This window comes from Exiguobacterium sp. s125 (assembly GCF_018618605.1).
GTDB classification, from domain to species: domain Bacteria; phylum Bacillota; class Bacilli; order Exiguobacteriales; family Exiguobacteriaceae; genus Exiguobacterium_A; species Exiguobacterium_A oxidotolerans.
On sequence record NZ_JACSMI010000001.1, the window covers coordinates 228,159 to 247,784 of the forward strand.

Sequence of the window (19,626 nt, forward strand, 5' to 3'; positions counted from 1 at the left end):
AAGGGAGGACATGAGATGATCATTCGTCAGGAAAAATTTAAGGATGCAGCCGCGATTCGCCGCGTGCATGAAGCGGCGTTCGAACAGGCAGCTGAAGCGGATTTAGTCGACGCTTTGCGGGAAGATGACGAGGCGGCACCACGTTTCAGCCGGGTCGCCGTCGCTGACCGGGGAGAAATCGTCGGGCACGTCTTACTGAGCCGGATTTACATCGAGGACGTCCCGTCGCTCGCCCTGGCACCGGTCGGGGTCATGCCGGTCTGGCAACGCAAAGGCATCGGGTCAGAGTTGATCCGCCAAGTCATTGAGGACGCTCGGGAAGCGGGGGAACACCATATCGTCGTGCTCGGTCACGACAGTTATTATCCGCAGTTCGGATTCGAACGGGCGATCGATTACGGGATTGAAGCACCATTCCCGGTCCCGGCTGAAGTATTTCTCGTCATGCCGCTCGTCCGAAATGGCTTAACGGGCGTCAAAGGGACGGTCCGTTATCCGAAACCCTTTAGTGCGGTATAAGAGAACCACTGCGAGTTGGTCGGACGGGCTAGTCGTCACTTCCCTTTTTGCGCTAAAATAAAAAACGGGTTCTAGATTTTAAGGTAAGGGGAAATGCAACGCCATGACATCAACGCGTCAGGAAGTCGTTCGCGACTATGTTTATTTATTATTAGGTTCATTATTCGTCGCCAGTGCGTTCAGTCTGTTTCTCGCACCGAATCAACTCGCCTCAGGAGGGGTCAGTGGGCTATCGATTGTCTTGAATGATTTATTCGGGATTTCACCCGGACTGTTCCAGCTCGTTGCGAACGTCCTATTACTCGCGATCGGCTGGATGATTCTCGGGATGGGGTTCGGCGTCAAGTCACTCGTCGGATCGATTTTTTTGCCCGTCGTCATCTTGATTTATGAACGGTTCGAGGTCCCGGCAGCGACGATGAATCCGATGCTCGCTGCGATTTTTGGCGGGGCCGGCGTCGGAATCGGACTCGGTCTGATTTTTAAAGGTCGGGCGTCGACCGGCGGGATGGATTTAATCGCCCAGATTCTACACCGGTTTACGAAGTTACCGATTCATTTGTGCATCGCCTTGCTTGATGGGACAATCGTCATCAGTGCCGCGATTATCTTCTCGCTCGAAATTGGTCTGTATGCGCTCGTCGCCTTGTTCATCACGATTAAGATGATTGATATCGTCCAGCTCGGAATCACGAACGATAAGCTGGCCTACATCATTTCTGATCAACGGGAAGCCCTTGTTAAAGAGATCTTCCAGACACTTGATCGCGGCGCAACGGAAATCGAGGCAGCGGGTGCCTATACACGGAAGCGGAAGCCGATGCTGATGGTCGTCGTCCGTCAAGGTGAAATCACGACGTTGAAAGAAATCGTCAAACACATTGATCCGGAAGCGTTCCTTGTCGTCAGTGAGGCCCATGAAGTACTCGGGCTTGGGTTCACGGATGACAAACGGTATCGCAATGTTCCGTAAACACATCGAAAACGTGAAGTTTTTGTGAAATCACGCTTAGAAAACATCAAGAACGGTTATACTCTAATAGGTAAGAACGTTGATTGGTATTTTTTAAGGGGGGGTATACGGATGAAATTAAAAAATCTTTTACTCGCGGCAGGACTTGGCGCGACACTCGTACTCGGCGCTTGCGGCAGTGATGATTCCAGTTCTTCGGATACAACGAAAGAAGACACGTCGATGAATGATGATTCTTCAAAAACAGAATCAGCAGTTGATGCGGAAAAAATCTTCGCGAATAACTGTGCCTCATGTCACGGGAACAATTTAGAAGGAAATGTTGGACCAAACTTAACAAAAGTCGGTTCAAAGTATTCGTCTGAAGAGATTCAGGACATCATCAAGAACGGTAAAGGGCAAATGCCTGCCGGAATCCTGAAAGAAGACGAAGAAATCGTTGCTGTTGCTGATTGGTTAGCAGAAAAGAAATAAGCATAACTATGTGATAGTATGGGATAAGAGATGACAGACACGACACGTGTTCGTCATTTCTTATCCCTTTTTTTATGAAAAACAGCCGGAATTGACATTTGATTGTAATGTGGTTTTTTTTCATGCCTGTTATAATGGGAATCGGTAGGTTTTAAGACCTAGCTGATCACCCCAGTAATCAAATAAGGATGTGAAGTAAGTGATCAAGATGCAACAAGTTAGTAAAATATACCCGAACGGAGTCACTGCACTTCGTGAGGTCAATTTGACGATCAATCAAGGTGAGTTCGTCTATATCGTTGGTCCTTCTGGAGCCGGCAAATCAACATTCATGAAGATGATGTACCGCGAAGAGAAACCGACGAGCGGTTCATTTTTGTTTAAAGGAATCGAAGTCGGTAAATTAAAAAACCGTCAAATTCCAGAACTCCGTCGCCAAATCGGCGTCATCTTCCAAGACTTTAAACTCCTCCCGTCATTGACGGTTTATGAAAATGTCGCATTCGCACTCGAAGTTGTCGGAGACGACAAAGCGCAAATCCGTAAAAAAGTAAACGAAGTCCTCGATCTCGTCAAACTCAAACATAAAGCGCGGAACTATCCGGATGAGTTATCGGGTGGGGAACAACAACGGATTTCGATTGCCCGAGCCATCGTCAACCGTCCGTCACTCGTCATCGCTGATGAGCCGACAGGAAACCTTGACCCGGATACGGCATGGGAAATCATGGAGGTCTTCGAAGAGATTTATCGCCGTGGGACAACGGTCGTAATGGCGACACACAATCGAGACATCGTTAACAAAATGCGTCATCGTGTACTGGCGATTGACGGTGGAAAAATCGTCCGTGACGAAGAGAAAGGAATGTACGGCTATGAAGTTTAATGGATTCCGTCATTTACGGGAAGGGTCGAAAGGTCTTGTCCGAAACGGCTGGATGACATTCGCCTCTGTCAGTGCCGTAACCGTGACATTATTACTCGTCGGAATTTTTGCGATGGTCATGTTCAACGTCAACAAGATTTCAGACAACGTCGAAAAAGACGTCGAAATTCAAGTGTTCGTCGAACGCGAGGCCGATCAAGCAAAAATCGACGCCGTTGGTTCAAAATTAGAACAGATGCCGGGTGTCGCGTCTGTCCGGTACAGTTCAAAAGAAGATGAACTGAATCGTTTTAAAGAACAGTTAGGAGAAGGATCGCAGGCGTACCAGTCGGTCGAGAAGGATAACCCGCTTCACGATCGCTACATCGTCAAAGCAACTTCACCAAATGAGACAGAAACTATTGCAAATACAGTCAAAAAAATGGAAAATATAGATAGTGTCGAGTATGGCGAAGATTACGTCGAGAAGATGTTCAACTTCCTTGAAGGGGTACGCGTCGGTGGAATCATCTTAATTGTCGGTCTGACCTTCATGGCGATGTTCCTCATCTCGAATACGATCAAAGTAACGATTTTCTCGCGTCGTCGGGAAATCGAAATCATGCGTCTCGTTGGAGCGAAAAACGGCTTCATCCGTGCACCGTTCTTCGTCGAGGGACTCTTGATGGGTGTACTCGGAGCATTGATTCCAATCGCTGTCGTTTATTTTGGTTATGAAGTGACATACAATGCCCTTCAACCACAACTCGTATCTTTAAATGCATCAATCTTTAACTTGATTCCACCAGGTGAACTATCCGTTCAAGTCGCATTGATTTTACTTGCGCTCGGTGCCTTCATCGGAGTATGGGGATCAACGACGTCACTCGGACGTTTCTTAAAAGTATAAGTTACGCAAAAACAAAATATAGAGGAGAGATGCTTCTCATGAAGGTTCGATTCTGTTCAGCTGTGCTCAGCTTGGCCCTGGTTGGTTCAAGTGTATCCGTTCACGCCGTGTCTAAAGAAGAATTGTTGAAGGAACAACAGGAGATCGAGTCCCGTCTGCAAGAGACGGAACGATCACAGAATCAGACATCTGAGAAGTTAATCTTGACGAAAAAAGAACGCCGCCTCGCAGAGGAGCGTTTGGATGAAGTCAACAGCCGTTTGGATGATTTAGCGAGTGAAATTGCAGATCAACAAGCGGCTGTTTCTGCATCAAAAGAAGAGTTGCAAGCGATTGAAGAAGCGATTAAACAAACATTGTCCGAGTTACGGGCGCAGGAAGATTTACTTGGGAACCGGCTTCGTGCCGTTCAGCGGGATGGCGACATCAAATACATCGAAGTGTTGCTCGACTCAAAAGATTTTGGCGATTTAATCTCGCGTTTTAGTACTGTCAGTGAAATCATTAAACAAGATGATGGTGTTTTGAATGCCTATAAAGCAAATGTCACGGAATTGACGGAGCAACGCGCAAGTCAAGAACTCATCCTCGGTCAGCTAAAAAAAGACCAACGGAAACTGTTGATTCTGCAGACGCGGATTATCGCGGAATCTGAGTTGAAACGAAAACTGGTCGTCCAATTGAACGATCAGGTCAAACAATTGAAGCAGGAGCAGTTCACGAAGGCGGAAGAAGCCCAAATCTTAGCAGATCAGCAACAATTGATTAGCACGCAACTGACGGAACTCGAAGAAGCAGCACGTGCCGCTGAACAAGCAAAGATAAAGGCGGAAGCAGAACGTCTCGCCCGTATCGAGGCAGCGAAACGTGAGCAAGAGGAAGCGGACGACACGCAGGCAGCGGACCGGACGGCATCGCCAACGACGAAAACGCAGCCGGTACCATCTGCGACGGATCATGCAAAGCCATTTCAATTACCTGTCTCCGGTTACGTGTCCAGCCCGTTCGGTCCACGGAACAATCCGTTGACCGGCAAGTCGGAGATTCATACGGGCATCGATCTCGTCAATGCTAAAGGAACACCGATTCAGGCGGCGGCAGGTGGTATCGTCCTGCGCGCCGGAAGTGCGACAGGATACGGGAATGTCGTGATGATCACCCATCTGATCGACGGGAAAGTCTGGACGACGGTTTACGGACATCTTGATTCCGTCGCCGTGGAGGCAGGGCAAACGGTCATGCCGGGGACGGTCATCGGAAAGTTAGGTTCGACAGGCTGGTCGACTGGTCCTCATCTTCACTTTGAGATTCATCAAGGGGAGTGGGCGGTCGGACAACCGAACGCGGTCGATCCAGCCCCGTACATCTTTTGATTGACCTATAGCTCTTTAGCGAAAAGATAGGGTAACCTATCTTTTTTTGCTATACTGAAAAAAATAGCAGGTTTACACCGGAAACGAGGAATCAAGCGTGAAAAAATCTACAACGGCAGTCATAGCAGTCAGTACATTCGGACTTGGCCTAGGGGCAGGCGCAGTCGGTATGTTAGCAACAGGTGGTACCGACACGGTGACGACCAGTTCATCGGGCGAATCGGGGGACTGGAAAAAGGTTGATCAAGTCCGCCAGATGATTTCACAGTATTACCTAGAAGATGTCACGGATCAAGAATTGCTTGAAGGAGCACTCAGTGGGATGACGGAAGTGCTTGACGATCCCTACTCGGTCTACATGGATGAATCGGAAACGGCGTCGTTCAACACGAATCTGTCTTCATCGTTTGAAGGAATTGGCGCGACACTGGAGCAAAAGGGTGAGGCAATTGTCATCGTCGCTCCGATTAAAGGGGCACCCGCTGAAAAAGCAGGAATCAAGCCGGGTGACGTCATTATAGAAATCGATGGCAAGTCGACGAAAGGTCAAAAGACGGATCAAGCTGTCAAAAAGATTCGTGGTGAAAAAGGGACGGAAGTCGTCTTGACGATTCAACGCGGGGGACAAGACCCGATGAAAATCACGATTGAACGCGATACGATTCCGATTGAGACCGTTTATTCGGAAACAGAACAAGTGAACGGGAAAACGATTGGTGTACTCCAAGTGACTCAGTTCTCTGACCCGACTGCAGAAGAGTTCGAAAAGCAACTCGCTGCTCTCGAAGCGAAGAATATCGATGGACTCGTCATTGACGTCCGGGGAAACCCGGGCGGACTGTTGACGGCAGTTTCGAAAATGATTGCGCCATTCATTCCGAAAGATACACCGATTTTCCAGGTCGAAGACAATAAAGGCGACCGGACGCAGGAATTCGGGAAGGCGGACGCGAAGAAACCTTATAACATCGTCGTGTTGGAAGATAGCGGTTCCGCGTCAGCGTCAGAAATTTTAGCCGCCGGTCTGAAAGAAGGCGCCGGTGCAGAAGTCGTCGGTACAAAGTCATTCGGTAAAGGAATCGTCCAAAGTGCGTATGACTTAAAAGATGGCAGTGACCTGAAGCTGACAACGAACAAATGGTTGACGCCAGACGGGAACTGGATTCACAAAAAAGGAGTTAAACCGACCGTTGAAGTCAAACAACCCGCGTATTTCAATGTCACGAAAATATTGACGGATGACAAAGCGCTCAATGTCGGGGACTATGGAAAAACTGTCGAAAATGCACATCTCGTGCTCGAAGCGATCGGTTACGATCCGAAAGGGCAGGATGGGTATTATGGCGACACGATGAAACAAGCAGTCGAACAACTTCAAAAAGATGCCAAGCTCGAAGTCACGGGTAAGATTGACCCGGTGACGGCTTCCGAGATGGAGACACGTCTCTTGAAAAAGTTAGAAGACTCGAAAAATGATGTACAACGCATCAAGGCACTTGAAGTTGCCGCTGAATAAATCACGGAAAGAGGTCTGAATGGGCGTGGAATTATTCGATGGAATCGGTTGGACAGTGATTAGTCTTATCGCTAGTCCAATCCTGTGGTTAGCCATTCTAGTCAGTGTTGTAATCGGTATTCGTCGCGTCAGGCGAGAACGGAACTTGTTCCGCTCGAAATCACGCGATCAACGGACCGACATTTTTGAGACATTACTGCCCGGTCTGCTCGTCGGGATTGTCTTATCTGCAATCAGTTTGAGTTTACAGGTGACCGTCAGCCCGGTCTTCATTGTCGCCTTTACGGCGCTCGCCGCCGTGACATTGGTGATTGGCGTCGTCCGGTTTAACTTGCCGCTTTGGCCGCTCAGCGTTTTGGCACTTATCGGGTGGTTCGTGACGGATGAACGGATGGACGGGATTAAAGAGGTCGACGCGACGACGTTGCTGTTGCTTGCGAGCTTGACGTTGCTGGCAGAATTGGCACTTGTCGCGTGGCGCGGTCAAAAGCAGTTGTCCCCATCACTCGTCTTATCGAAGCGGGGGCGTTTCATCGGTGGGTTGTCCGCGAACAAACTGTGGTTGATTCCGTTGCTCGTCATTGTTCCAGGCAGTAGTCTCGAGGAATGGTTTCCGCGGTTCGCTTTTCCGGAGTACGTCCCGCTCGTGCTCTTTTTCCCGCTCGGCTTCAGTTTTCTGTTCACAGGAAAATTGCCGGCTGAGTTGATGCGTCCATTGATTCGGGGTCGCGTCATCACATTGTTACTCGCGGTCTTGTTGACACTGGGTGCGTACGTGACGAACCGGGAAGAATGGTTATTCGGTCTACCGCTCCTGCTCGTCTTGCACATCATCTTGCACCAACGGGTCAAACGTTTGAACCGTTCAGCGACGCCGATTTTCCTCAATGGAAAACGGGGTGTCGTCATCCTGGGGACGTTCCCTGGATTACCGGCATCAGAAATGGGGCTCGTACCCGGAGAAGCCATCTATAAGGTCAACGGTGATTTTGTTGATTCCGAGACGAGCTTCTATGAAGCGATTCAAAAGCATAAACCGTACTTACGTCTCGAAGTGATGAATCATAATGGAGATGTTCGGTTTGCACAACGGGCTTTTTATGAACAAGATCATCATGAACTCGGCATCATGTTCGTCAGTGAGCCGGGGAATCGCCGGACGAAAATTCGAACGCTTCAATAATGAACATCCTCTATCACGTAAGTGGTAGGGGATGTTGTTGTTTCTTGAGTGAACTTTATCTTTTTCAGAGATAATCCGTACCGGGACTTTTTCTTTTTTGGAAAAACGGGTAACTTCCTAGAAGGAGCACTTCATAATCGAATGTTTGTTCGTAAAGTGATACAATAAAGATAGATTTTTTACGGAATGAGGGGGAAGTTAGCGATGGATTTTGAGTTAGTGTCACCATTTGAACCAGGCGGCGATCAGCCGGCTGCCATTAAACAATTGGTCACCGGCGTCAAGAACGGCGAGCGGCATCAAACGTTGCTCGGAGCGACCGGAACCGGTAAGACGTTCACCGTCTCGAATGTCATCAAAGAGATTAAAAAGCCGACGTTAGTCCTGGCGCATAATAAAACACTGGCCGGGCAACTGTACTCGGAGTTCAAAGAATTTTTCCCGAACAACGCGGTCGAGTACTTCGTCAGCTTTTATGATTACTATCAACCGGAAGCGTATGTCCCGTCGACGGACACGTTCATCGAAAAAGACTCGTCCATCAACGATGAGATTGATAAACTCCGTCACTCGGCGACATCTTCCTTGTTTGAGCGAGATGACGTCTTGATCGTTGCGTCCGTCTCGTGTATCTACGGTCTCGGTAACCCGGAAGAATACAATAATCACGTGTTGTCGCTTCGTGTCGGCAACGAGATGGGGCGTAACGAGATGCTCCGTCGTTTGATTGACATTCAATATGAACGAAATGACATCGACTTCCAGCGCGGGCGGTTTCGTGTCCGTGGTGATGTCGTCGAGATTTTCCCGGCGTCACGAGACGAACAATGTGTCCGTGTCGAATTTTTTGGTGACGAAATCGAACGGATTCGCGACATGGATCCGTTGACAGGTGAAATCATCGCCGATCGTGAACATATCTCAATCTTCCCGGCGTCCCACTTCGTGACGGGGGACACACGTCTTCAAAAAGCAATCGCGAACATCGAAGTCGAACTTGAGACGCAACTCGCGAAGATGCGTGAAGACGGGATGTTACTTGAAGCGCAACGTCTTGAGCAACGGACGAACTACGATCTCGAGATGATGCGTGAAATGGGTTACTGCTCAGGAATTGAAAACTATTCCCGTCATTTAAACCTGATGCCGGAAGGATCGACGCCGTATACGCTCATCGATTACTTCCCGAAAGACTTCTTGCTCGTCGCCGATGAGTCGCACGTCACGTTACCGCAAATCCGCGGGATGTATAACGGTGACCAGGCGCGGAAACAAGTCCTCGTCGAGCATGGTTTCCGTTTGCCGTCAGCGAAAGATAACCGGCCGCTTCGTTTTGAAGAGTTTGAAGAGAAGGTCAGTCAAGCAATTTATATCTCAGCGACGCCGGGACCTTATGAGCTCGAGCACTCAAAAGAGATGGTCGAACAAATCATTCGTCCGACGGGACTCGTCGATCCGACGATCGAGATTCATCCGATCACGGGTCAAATCGATTACTTGATGGACAACATCCGGGACCGCGTTGCGAAAAATGAACGGGTTCTCGTGACGACATTGACGAAAAAAATGTCGGAAGACTTGACCGATTATTTAAAAGAACACGGTGTCAAGGTCAACTACATGCACTCGGAAATCAAGACGCTCGAACGGATTGAAATCATTCGCGATCTGCGGCTTGGTAAGTATGACGTACTCGTCGGGATCAATCTGCTTCGTGAAGGACTCGATATTCCGGAAGTGTCGCTCGTGACGATTCTCGATGCGGATAAAGAAGGTTTCTTACGGTCCGAGCGATCATTGATTCAGACGATCGGACGGGCGGCCCGGAACTCGGAAGGGCACGTCGTCCTGTTTGCAGACAAGATTACAGATTCGATGCAACGGGCAATGGATGAGACGGAACGTCGGCGCAACATTCAGCTCGCGTTCAATAAAGAACACGGCATTACGCCGAAAACGATTCAAAAAGATGTTCGCGGTGTCATCAGTACGACGATTGAAAGTGATGATACGGTCGAAAAACTGGAGAAATTCAATAAACTGAAAAAACCGGAGCGCGAAACGCTACTCGAACAGTTGGATCAAGAGATGCGACAAGCAGCGAAAGACATGCAATTCGAGCGCGCAGCAGAGCTTCGAGATCTTATATTAGAATTGAAAGCAGGTGCCTAAGTTGGGAGACAAGAAAAACAAGATTATCATCAAAGGCGCTCGCGTCAATAACCTTCAAAACATCGATGTCGAAATCCCGCGCGATCAGCTCGTCGTCTTGACGGGCTTATCGGGATCCGGGAAGTCATCACTAGCGTTCGATACGATTTATGCGGAAGGGCAACGACGTTATGTCGAAAGCCTCTCCGCTTATGCACGCCAGTTTTTAGGGCAGATGGATAAACCGGACGTCGATGCGATTGAGGGACTTAGTCCGGCAATTTCAATCGATCAAAAAACGACGAGTAAAAACCCCCGCTCGACTGTCGGGACGGTGACGGAGATTTATGATTACCTCCGTCTGCTGTATGCGCGAATCGGCAAACCGATCTGTCCGAACCACGGGATTGAGATCTCGAGTCAAACGATCAGTCAGATGGTCGACCAAGTGATGGAGTTACCTGAGCGGTCGCGGTTGCAGATTTTGGCACCAATCGTTTCCGGACGAAAAGGGGCGCATGTCAAAGTCTTTGAAGATTTGAAAAAAGAGGGCTTCGTTCGTGTCCGTGTCAATGGCGATACGATTGATTTAACGGATGACATCGCACTCGAAAAAAACAAGAAACACTCGATTGAAGTCGTCGTCGACCGTGTCGTCGTCCGACCGGACGTCGAATCACGGCTCGCCGACTCACTCGAAACAGCACTTCGCCTCGCGGAGGGACGTGTCATCGTCGATACGATGGATGGCAATGAGCTCCTTTTCAGTGAGCATCATGCGTGTCCCATTTGTGGTTTCTCAATCGGAGAACTCGAACCGCGGATGTTCTCGTTCAATTCGCCATTCGGGGCCTGTGCCTCATGTGACGGACTCGGGACGAAACTTGAAGTCGATGTCGATCTTGTCGTACCGCATGCAGACAAGTCACTCAACGAAGGGGCAATCGTCGCGTGGGAACCAACGAGCTCACAATATTATCCGCAATTGCTCAAAGCAGTCTGTGAGCACTTTAAAATCGACATGGATACGCCGTTCGAACAGTTGTCAGACGAACAACGCGACATCATCTTAAACGGCAGCTCGAAAGAAGAAATTCACTTCCGTTATGAAAATGACTTTGGCATGGTCCGCAACACGGATCTGTTCTTTGAAGGTGTCTTGAATAACTTGCAACGTCGCTACAAGGAGACGTCGTCGGATTACATCCGCGAACAGATGGAAGGATATATGGCGAAAAAAGCATGTCCGACTTGTAAAGGGCATCGTCTGAAACGCGAATCGCTTGCTGTCAAAGTATCCGGTATCCACATCGGAGAAGTGACGAAGATGTCAGTCAAGCAAGCCGTCATCTGGTTCGAAGAGTTACCGGCGAAACTATCGGAAAAAGATCAAACGATTTCGCGGATGATCGTCCGCGAGATTCATGAACGGTCGTCGTTCTTAGAAAACGTCGGTCTCGATTATTTGACGATTTCCCGTGCTGCCGGCACATTGTCCGGTGGGGAAGCGCAACGGATTCGTCTCGCGACACAAATCGGCTCCCGTCTGACAGGTGTCCTCTATGTCCTTGACGAACCGTCAATCGGCTTACACCAACGTGATAACGACCGATTGATCAGTACGCTGAAAACGATGCGCGATCTCGGAAATACGTTGATCGTCGTCGAACATGATGAAGACACGATGATGGCAGCGGATTATCTGATTGATATCGGACCCGGTGCCGGTGATCACGGCGGCTTCGTCACAGCGGCCGGTCGACCGGAAGAATTAATGAACGACGCGAATTCACTGACCGGACAATATTTGTCGGGGAAGAAGTTCATTCCTGTGCCGACTGAACGGAAACAACCGGACGGACGGGCGTTACGAATTAAAAAAGCGTCAGAAAATAACTTAAAAAATGTCGACGTCGATATCCCGCTCGGCTTGTTTGTTGCCGTGACCGGAGTATCAGGTTCCGGGAAGTCGACATTGATTAATGAAATTCTCTATAAGACGATTGCACATGAGATGAACCGGGCAAAAGAAAAGCCGGGAGCGCATAAAGGCATCACAGGACTCGACCAAATCGATAAAGTCATCGACATCGACCAATCCCCGATCGGTCGGACGCCACGTTCGAACCCGGCGACATATACCGGTGTCTTTGACGACATTCGTGATGTTTTCGCTTCGACGAACGAAGCGAAGTTACGCGGCTATAAAAAAGGACGCTTCAGTTTCAACATCAAAGGTGGCCGGTGTGAAGCGTGTCGCGGAGACGGGATCATTAAAATCGAGATGCATTTCTTGCCGGACGTTTACGTTCCGTGTGAAGTCTGTCACGGGAAACGGTATAACCGCGAGACGCTCGAAGTAAAATATAAAGGTAAAACGATTTCGGACGTTCTTGCGATGACAGTCGAAGAGGGACTCGAGTTCTTCGAAAAAATTCCGAAAATCAGCCGGAAGCTGCAAACGATTGCTGACGTCGGATTGACGTACATGCGTCTCGGACAGCCGGCGACGGAACTGTCGGGCGGTGAAGCACAACGCGTGAAGCTTGCTTCGGAACTGCATAAGCGGTCGACTGGGAAAACGATTTACATTCTCGATGAACCGACGACGGGACTGCATGTCCATGATATCGCCCGCCTGTTGAAAGTCTTGCAACGCCTCGTCGACAACGGCGATACGGTCCTCGTCATCGAGCATAACCTCGACGTCATTAAGACGGCGGATTACTTGATTGATCTTGGTCCGGAAGGTGGCGATGGTGGAGGTATGATCGTTGCAACAGGAACACCGGAAGACATCGTGCAAGTCAAGGAATCGTATACAGGACATTACTTGGCACCTGTTTTGGAACGGGACGCAGCCCGAATCGAATCATGAAACTTTTTTGACGGAGGATTCGTAAAAGGGAAGTAAGGGAAGTAGAACGAAAGAGTGAATAAGTTTTCCTGCGTCATAGCGTGTTCAGAAAATAGGAGGGGAATGTTCATGAAACAAGATATGCGTCAGTTGATACTTGAACAGGTAAAAGAAGGAAAGTTGACGATCGATGAGGCACTCGATAAGCTCGAACGCCTTGAAGCACTCGATCAGCAACAATCGACGACAGCAAGTAATCATAAGTATGTCGATGAACCGGAACAGTACGACCGCGTCGATCATTACACGGTTGATTCACTGACGTCGAAAGTGATGTCTGCTTTTGATGGTCTCGTCAACCGGATTAAAGAGAGTGATCTCTCATTAAATCAGACGTCCGGTCCGAACGTCACGTACGTCAAACAATTCCCATTCAGTGGAGAGACGATTCATTTGGATTTATTTAATGCCAATGCCGTCGTCGAACCAAGTGATTTAGAGGAGTGTGAGTTGACGGTGACGGGGCGTCCGCTTCGCCAAGTCAATGAGGAGCAAGCGCTCGAACAACTTCAAGCGTCGCTTCAACATTCCGTCTCCGCTAACACGCTATCGATTCGCTTGAAAGATAAACGCGTCCGGGCGACGATCCACTTAAAAGTTCCGCGTCGTCACTACGAGGCGTTCGTGTTACAGACGTTGAATGGTGAGATTACGTTATCGTCGCTTGACGCGACGAGCGTTCAACTGATGACAGCGAACGGACGGATCCATGTCCGCGATCTTTACAGTGAGGATTTGAAAGCTTCGACGGCGAACGGTTCGATTGAAGTCGAAGAGTCAGAAGTCAAAATGTTAAAAGCGAAGACGGCGAATGGTCAAATCATCGCGAACGGGGTTTTTGAACGTTCTGAGCTGAAAACCGCGAACGGCAATGTCCGTTGTGAACTCAAAACAGCCCATGACGCGAAGATTCAAGCGTCGTCACTCGCGGGAAGCATCGCTTTGATGTTACCGCATGGTGCTGAAGTATATGGTGAGCTGGAAACAAACTTTGGTGGGTTGAATTGTAACCTCGATGAGATGGAAGTGATTCGCGACCAAAAAGATGTCGTGAACCGTAAACTTCATTTCGTCTCCGGTCGTGATCGGACGCCGAAAATTGAAGTCGAAGCCGATACGAAAACGGGAACGATTTCCGTGACGCACGGTGTTCACTTAAGTCCGCAAGCGTTCTAATCAAAAATCCCGCCTGCTTCCTGAAACCGGAGCCGGCGGGATTTTTTTATCGCTTCCTGATGAAAATGTATGATCAAGCATCGCAATCAAAAAATGATGTGCGTTTGTCTACAATCAAAAAGAAGGGGATGCGCATCATGTAGATGGCATCCCCTTCTTTTCGATTAGTAGTTATAGTCTTCATCCATCATGGGTTCGTCCCAGTTCATATTGTCGAAGTTGTTCATGTCGTACCCGAATGAAATGAATGTGATGACACCGATAATCGCTAGGACGATTGCGGCAATAATTAAGCCGATTCCCATCCAGCTTTTACGACGGACACGATTCCAATAAAAGATGATGGCAAGAATGAATGAAATGAACGATCCGCTTAAGAAGACACCGATCAATGAGATGATGAAAAATAAGAGCGATGTCTGATTTTGATCACGCGAATAGGACTTCCACATATCAATTAACGAGATGATGATGTAGACGAGTCCGAGGATTGCAAGGATCCCGCATAAAATCATAATGATAATCATTCCGATACCACTACCTGACATATTCATCATTATCAAAACCTCCTTTCTTGTTTTCTCTAACGTTATTCCTTTCCCAAGATTATCAGCTTCTAATCGAATTCATTGATTTTAGCAAAAATATGGTACAATACTTCAAGTGAAAGGGGCTGATTGAGCGTGCAAGCAAAAGTGCGAACAGCTGAAATCGTAAAGCAATTCAATTTAAAAATTGTCACCGGAGAAGAAGGACTACATCGTCCGATTTTAACGGCTGATCTCTGTCGACCCGGTCTTGTCCTCGCTGGTTATTATGCGTATTATCCGGCAGAACGTCTGCAAGTCCTCGGGAAAACAGAATTGACGTTTTTCAACAACCTGACGTATGAGGAACAGCTCGAACGAGCAAACGTCCTCTGTACAGATGAAACACCAGGGATTTTAGTGACGCGCGGGTTTGAGGTACCGGAAGCGATCATCAAAGCAGCTGACGAAACGAACGTACCGCTCTTGACGACGAAGGGACATACGACATCGGTCGAATCTCAAATCACGAACTTCCTCGAAGCGGAACTCGCCCCGACGACAGCGATGCACGGCGTCCTCGTCGATATTTACGGGGTCGGCGTCTTCATCAAAGGGGCAAGTGGGGTCGGTAAATCCGAGACGGCACTCGAACTCGTCAAACGGGGACACCGCCTTGTGGCAGACGACTCCGTTGAAATTCGTCAGACGGGTGACGGCATCTTAGTTGGGACAGCGCCGAAATTGATTCAGCACCTCCTTGAGATTCGCGGAATCGGCATCATCGACGTCATGACGTTGTTCGGTGCAGGTGCTGTACGGTCGCATAAAAAAATCAGCCTCGTCTGTAATCTGGAAATTTGGGATCAAACGAAAGTCTATGACCGCGTCGGTCTTGATCAAGAGACGTTACAAATCATCGATACGGAAATTCCGTTTTTGACGATTCCGGTTCGTCCCGGGCGTAACCTTGCCGTCATCATCGAAGTCGCGGCGATGAACTATCGTCTGAAAAATATGGGCATCAACACAGCAGAAGAATTCGCCGGACGTCTCGCGCAAGCGATCGAAGACGGGAATGGTGGTCTATGATGGGGACACTCGCAACGGTACAACCGACATTCGACCGCGTCGCGATTGAGCTCGGTCCGATTCCAATCTATTGGTATGGTGTCGTCATCGCCTTGGGCGCAATCGTCGGCTTGATGATCGCCATCTTCGAATCGAAGCGGATCGGTTTCAACGAAGAATACGCGGTCGATGTCGTCATCTGGTCGATTCCGATCAGCATCATCTGTGCCCGGATTTACTATGTGGCTTTCGAGTGGCAGTATTACGGTCAACATCTCGATCAAATCATCAACATCCGCCAAGGCGGAATCGCGATTCACGGTGCCATCATCGGGGCGATTTTGACAGTCATCCTGTATACGCGAAAGAAAAACATTTCGTTTTGGCAAATCGCCGATATCCTGGCGCCGTCACTCCTGTTCGGTCAAGCGGTCGGACGCTGGGGTAACTTTTTCAACCAAGAAGCGCACGGGGGAGAGACGACATGGTCGTTCCTGCAAGATACGTTGCACTTGCCGAACTGGATCGTCAATCAGATGTATATCGACGGCGTCTATTACGTGCCGACGTTCCTCTATGAGAGCATTTGGAACATCATCGGCGTCATCTTGTTGATTGTCTGGCGGATGAAGTTCAATCCGCGTCGCGGCTACGTCTTCCTCGGTTATCTCGTCTGGTACTCGATTGGACGTTACTATATTGAAGGACTCCGGACGGATAGTCTGTTGATGGGGGACGGACTGCGGACGGCACAAATCGTCTCGATTTGTTTAATCGTCTTCGGACTCGTCATGATGGTCATCCGGAAAAATGCTGTCCGCTACTTGGATGGAACGACACGGGAGGCGAAGTGAAACGATGATTAATACGATTCTATTTGATTTAGACGGTACGTTGATTGATACGAACCCGTTGATTCTAAAAAGTTTTGAACATACGCTCAGTTACTACTATCCGGAACGGACGTTTACGGAGGCAGAATTGCTTCCGTTCATCGGTCCGACACTGAAAAAATCATTTTCAGAGCTCAACGCCAAGCAGTGGAAAGAGATGGTCGCCTTTTACCGCAGCTATAACATCGCGATGCATGACGCACTCGTCCTTGAATATCCGGGTGTCCTCGACGGTTTACGCCGCTTGAAGGAACAGGGCTACAAGATGGCGATCGTGACGTCAAAAAGTCGTCGCGTCGCCTTAAAAGGGATTGAGCTGTTCGGACTGACGTCACTGTTTGAGACAATCATCGCAGCAGACGATGTGACGGAAGAAAAACCAGCCGTCGAACCATTTGAAAAAGCGATGGCACTTCTCGGTTCGACAACAGACGAGACAATCATGGTCGGGGATAACGACACGGATATCAACGGCGGGAAAAATGCCGGGTTGAAAACCGTTGCTGTCGGCTGGGCCATCAAAGGACGTCCGTATCTCGAAGCATTAGAGCCAAGCGTCATCATCGACTCGATGGAACACCTGAGTGACTGGATCGAGGCGCAAAATGGCACGGCGGACTGATCGCTATCACGTCGGGGCGACGAATCCGTTATGGCACATGTACCGGACGGTTTCGTTCTTCAAGATCATGTGGTGTTTCCTCATCATTACAATCGGACGGTTTTCACCGTCGCTCCGCTTTAAGAATGGCTTGTACCGGACGTGTCTCCGGATGAAGATCGGCGACCGGACGGCGCTTGCCTTGATGGTGATGCCGGACACGATGTTCCCGGAACGGATCTCGATCGGCTCGAATACGATCATCGGCTTCAACACGACGATTCTCTGTCATGAGTATTTGACGACCGAGTACCGGATTGGTAACGTGACGATTGGTAGTGACGTCTTAATCGGCGCGAACGTGACGATTTTACCAGGGGTGACGATCGGGGACGGTGCTGTCATCGGTGCCGGTTCCGTCGTTCACCGGGACATCTTACCGAACGAACGCGTCTCGAGTCAGCCGCTTCGCCGGCATGAAATGTGACGAAACTGTGAGAAGGAGGTCGATCCGCAATGAATTATATTCGCTTCACCTATAAGACCGGAAAGTATTTCGGAAGATTATTCGCAGAACGTCCACAAGGTCTCGTCGTTGAAGTCCTCGCCGTCGAGAAACATCCGACGCAAGGTGATCTGCATCAGCCGAACCAAGTTGACGTACCGCTCTTCCATATCCGTACCGCCTTACATCAACACGAAAAAATCACGGTTTCTCCAAGCGTCGTCTATGCATATGACGGAGAGATTCCAGCGTATTCCGACAGCTTACGCCAAGCATTCGAAAAAGATGTTGAGCGTCTACAAAACAAGAATCCGCAAGAAGATGCTTTTGTACGAAAATGCTTAGAGAACTACAAGGAACTCGAAACCATTTATGCGAAACGCTGGGCGTAAACCCCGGCGTTTTTTTCTGTTGCAACGCTATCCGAGATAGGTTATTCTTGTCTCTGCAACTACGAAACTAGATTTATATTATGGGGGCTTGAATCACTATGGAATTAACGGAATACAAAGCAGACCCCTTTGCGATTACAACGCGCCAAGCGGAACTTTTTTATTTTCGCGGACGGAAGGCGCATCGGGAAGGGAGACTCGAAGAGGCGGTCTATCATCTTGACGAAGCGACGACGCTTCAACCAGAAGATGTCCGTTACCTACTACGTTACGCACGTGTCCTGTTCGAAACGGGAGAAATCAATCATGCGAACGACGTATTGAAACGTGTCCGTGCACTCGATGAGTCAAATACCGAATCACTCTTTTATTTAGCGAACAACTATGCGCACGTTTCTTTATATGAAGAAGCAAAAGAATATGCGCTCGAATATTTAAAACATGCGCCGGCAGGCAAACACGCAGAGGCATCGGCCGCACTCGTGGAATTGATTGATCTTGAGCAAGAGCTTGAGGATGACGATGAAGATGAGTTGATTCGTCTCCATGCACAAGCCCAGCGCCAAATCGATAAAGGGATGTTGTTTGCAGCACAGGACACACTCGAGTCCTTGATCGCGACGTACCCGACATTTTGGCCAGCCTACAATAACTTGGCAATCGTCGAATTTTATCTCGGTGAAAACGACCGGGCTTTCCATTCGCTTGAACGCGTCTTAGAAGGAAATCCGGGAAATCTCCACGCGCTTTGTAATACGCTCGTTCTCTTACATGAGATGGGGCAGGATGAAGAAGCGCACCGTCTGTCACGGAAGCTCGAACACGTTCGTTCCGTCAATCTTGAAACACGTTATAAAGTCGCATCGACTCTTGCGATTATCGGTCGTCATGACTTAGCGTACGAAGAATTGAAATTGCTTGAACGCCGTGGCTACCGGGGCGACCCACTATTTGGTCACTGGTTATCGATTTCTGCATTCAAAACAGGACATGTCGAAGAAGCCGCAGCCTTCTTACAATCAAAAGAGGCCGCGAGCTTACGGGAAGAACAAGAGGCATACGACATTCGTCATAACCTTCAGTTTCGTTCAGCCTTGATTCAAGCGTTGAAAACGGAAGATGATGTCTCACGCATTTTCACGGCTTTGCTACTCGGGAAACTAAATGACGAGGAAGCACGGTTGGCCCTTTCGATGATGCCAGAAGTGACGGATCACGAAGATGTCCTGCAGCTGACAGAACAAATTTTGCATGAGATGAATGGACGGGGCGATATCGTCGATGAACGGATTCATCGTGCCTTACAGACGATTCGTCTCGCAGAACATTACGTGTCTGACGAAGAGCGGATGAGTCTCGAAGGCGATTTTTATGAACGGTTTGCCCGACTCGTCCTCAGTGGCGAAACGTTCGACTCGGTCGAACGTTCAGCCGCTGCATTAATCCATCTGTTTCACGAGTTACGGGAAGGGATGTTGATTGAAGAGTGTGCCGAACTGGTTGATGTCTCCTTTGACGAGGTGGCGATGACGATTCGTGCCTACAAACAACACCTGACACCTGCTCGGGCAAAATGTTAG

General features: G+C 49.0%; 18 protein-coding genes. 17 read left to right on the plus strand and 1 reads right to left on the minus strand.

Annotated elements, in window-relative coordinates:
• Window positions 1-15: 15 nt before the first annotated feature.
• The 11 genes from KNQ05_RS01050 to KNQ05_RS01100 all read left to right on the plus strand — a co-directional run bounded on the left by KNQ05_RS01050 (window position 16) and on the right by KNQ05_RS01100 (window position 14,057).
• Window positions 16-519: a GNAT family N-acetyltransferase gene (locus KNQ05_RS01050; protein WP_088837763.1), complete on the plus strand. Its 504-nt coding sequence runs from the start codon at window positions 16-18 to the stop codon at window positions 517-519.
• A 103-nt stretch (window positions 520-622) separates the two neighbouring features.
• Window positions 623-1,492 carry a YitT family protein gene (locus KNQ05_RS01055; protein WP_159173397.1) on the plus strand — a complete coding sequence of 290 codons (870 nt, stop codon included), beginning with the start codon at window positions 623-625 and terminating at the stop codon, window positions 1,490-1,492.
• 111 nt (window positions 1,493-1,603) lie between these two features.
• A complete protein-coding gene (gene cccB, locus KNQ05_RS01060) occupies window positions 1,604-1,966 on the plus strand; it encodes a cytochrome c551 (protein WP_088837761.1) in 363 nt (120 codons plus the stop codon).
• Between the two features lie 199 nt (window positions 1,967-2,165).
• Window positions 2,166-2,852 (plus strand): cell division ATP-binding protein FtsE, encoded by a 687-nt coding sequence (gene ftsE, locus KNQ05_RS01065; protein ID WP_088837760.1) that lies wholly within the window; start codon window positions 2,166-2,168, stop codon window positions 2,850-2,852.
• Window positions 2,842-3,741, plus strand: a complete 900-nt coding sequence (ftsX, locus tag KNQ05_RS01070) for a permease-like cell division protein FtsX (protein ID WP_029331384.1) — start codon at window positions 2,842-2,844, stop codon at window positions 3,739-3,741. The genes ftsE and ftsX overlap by 11 nt, the downstream gene beginning before the upstream one ends.
• A gap of 38 nt (window positions 3,742-3,779) precedes the next feature.
• Entirely contained in the window at window positions 3,780-5,114 is a 1,335-nt protein-coding gene (locus tag KNQ05_RS01075) for a murein hydrolase activator EnvC family protein (protein WP_088837759.1), read from the plus strand.
• Window positions 5,115-5,211: 97 nt separating this feature from the next.
• Window positions 5,212-6,630, plus strand: a complete 1,419-nt coding sequence (locus KNQ05_RS01080; protein ID WP_088837758.1) for a S41 family peptidase — start codon at window positions 5,212-5,214, stop codon at window positions 6,628-6,630.
• A 19-nt stretch (window positions 6,631-6,649) separates the two neighbouring features.
• Window positions 6,650-7,813 (plus strand): PDZ domain-containing protein, encoded by a 1,164-nt coding sequence (locus KNQ05_RS01085; protein ID WP_088837757.1) that lies wholly within the window; start codon window positions 6,650-6,652, stop codon window positions 7,811-7,813.
• A gap of 204 nt (window positions 7,814-8,017) precedes the next feature.
• The gene (uvrB, locus tag KNQ05_RS01090; protein WP_088837756.1) at window positions 8,018-9,985 is read left to right on the plus strand and encodes an excinuclease ABC subunit UvrB; all 1,968 of its coding nucleotides are present in this window, start codon (window positions 8,018-8,020) and stop codon (window positions 9,983-9,985) included.
• 1 nt (window position 9,986) lies between these two features.
• Window positions 9,987-12,842: an excinuclease ABC subunit UvrA gene (gene uvrA / locus KNQ05_RS01095; RefSeq protein WP_214766837.1), complete on the plus strand. Its 2,856-nt coding sequence runs from the start codon at window positions 9,987-9,989 to the stop codon at window positions 12,840-12,842.
• A gap of 108 nt (window positions 12,843-12,950) precedes the next feature.
• Entirely contained in the window at window positions 12,951-14,057 is a 1,107-nt protein-coding gene (locus KNQ05_RS01100) for a DUF4097 family beta strand repeat-containing protein (protein WP_029331375.1), read from the plus strand.
• A 164-nt stretch (window positions 14,058-14,221) separates the two neighbouring features.
• Here the strand turns inward: KNQ05_RS01100 and KNQ05_RS01105 are convergent, their stop codons facing one another.
• The gene (locus KNQ05_RS01105) at window positions 14,222-14,614 is read right to left on the minus strand and encodes a hypothetical protein (RefSeq protein ID WP_214804300.1); all 393 of its coding nucleotides are present in this window, start codon (window positions 14,612-14,614) and stop codon (window positions 14,222-14,224) included.
• A 126-nt stretch (window positions 14,615-14,740) separates the two neighbouring features.
• On the opposite strand from KNQ05_RS01105, the gene hprK reads away from it, so the two are divergent.
• The 6 genes from hprK to KNQ05_RS01135 all read left to right on the plus strand — a co-directional run bounded on the left by hprK (window position 14,741) and on the right by KNQ05_RS01135 (window position 19,626).
• Entirely contained in the window at window positions 14,741-15,676 is a 936-nt protein-coding gene (gene hprK / locus KNQ05_RS01110; protein WP_029331373.1) for an HPr(Ser) kinase/phosphatase, read from the plus strand.
• Window positions 15,676-16,509, plus strand: coding sequence for a prolipoprotein diacylglyceryl transferase (lgt, locus tag KNQ05_RS01115; protein ID WP_088837753.1), 834 nt, complete (start codon window positions 15,676-15,678; stop codon window positions 16,507-16,509). Before hprK ends, lgt begins: the two co-directional genes overlap by 1 nt.
• A 4-nt stretch (window positions 16,510-16,513) precedes the next feature.
• Complete coding sequence (gene ppaX / locus KNQ05_RS01120) at window positions 16,514-17,170, plus strand: pyrophosphatase PpaX (protein WP_214804301.1); 657 nt, start codon at window positions 16,514-16,516, stop codon at window positions 17,168-17,170.
• Complete coding sequence (locus tag KNQ05_RS01125; RefSeq protein ID WP_214804302.1) at window positions 17,154-17,636, plus strand: acyltransferase; 483 nt, start codon at window positions 17,154-17,156, stop codon at window positions 17,634-17,636. The genes ppaX and KNQ05_RS01125 overlap by 17 nt, the downstream gene beginning before the upstream one ends.
• A 29-nt stretch (window positions 17,637-17,665) precedes the next feature.
• Window positions 17,666-18,046 (plus strand): sporulation phosphorelay system protein KapB, encoded by a 381-nt coding sequence (gene kapB / locus KNQ05_RS01130; protein WP_088837750.1) that lies wholly within the window; start codon window positions 17,666-17,668, stop codon window positions 18,044-18,046.
• A 98-nt stretch (window positions 18,047-18,144) separates the two neighbouring features.
• Window positions 18,145-19,626: a tetratricopeptide repeat protein gene (locus KNQ05_RS01135; RefSeq protein ID WP_214804303.1), complete on the plus strand. Its 1,482-nt coding sequence runs from the start codon at window positions 18,145-18,147 to the stop codon at window positions 19,624-19,626.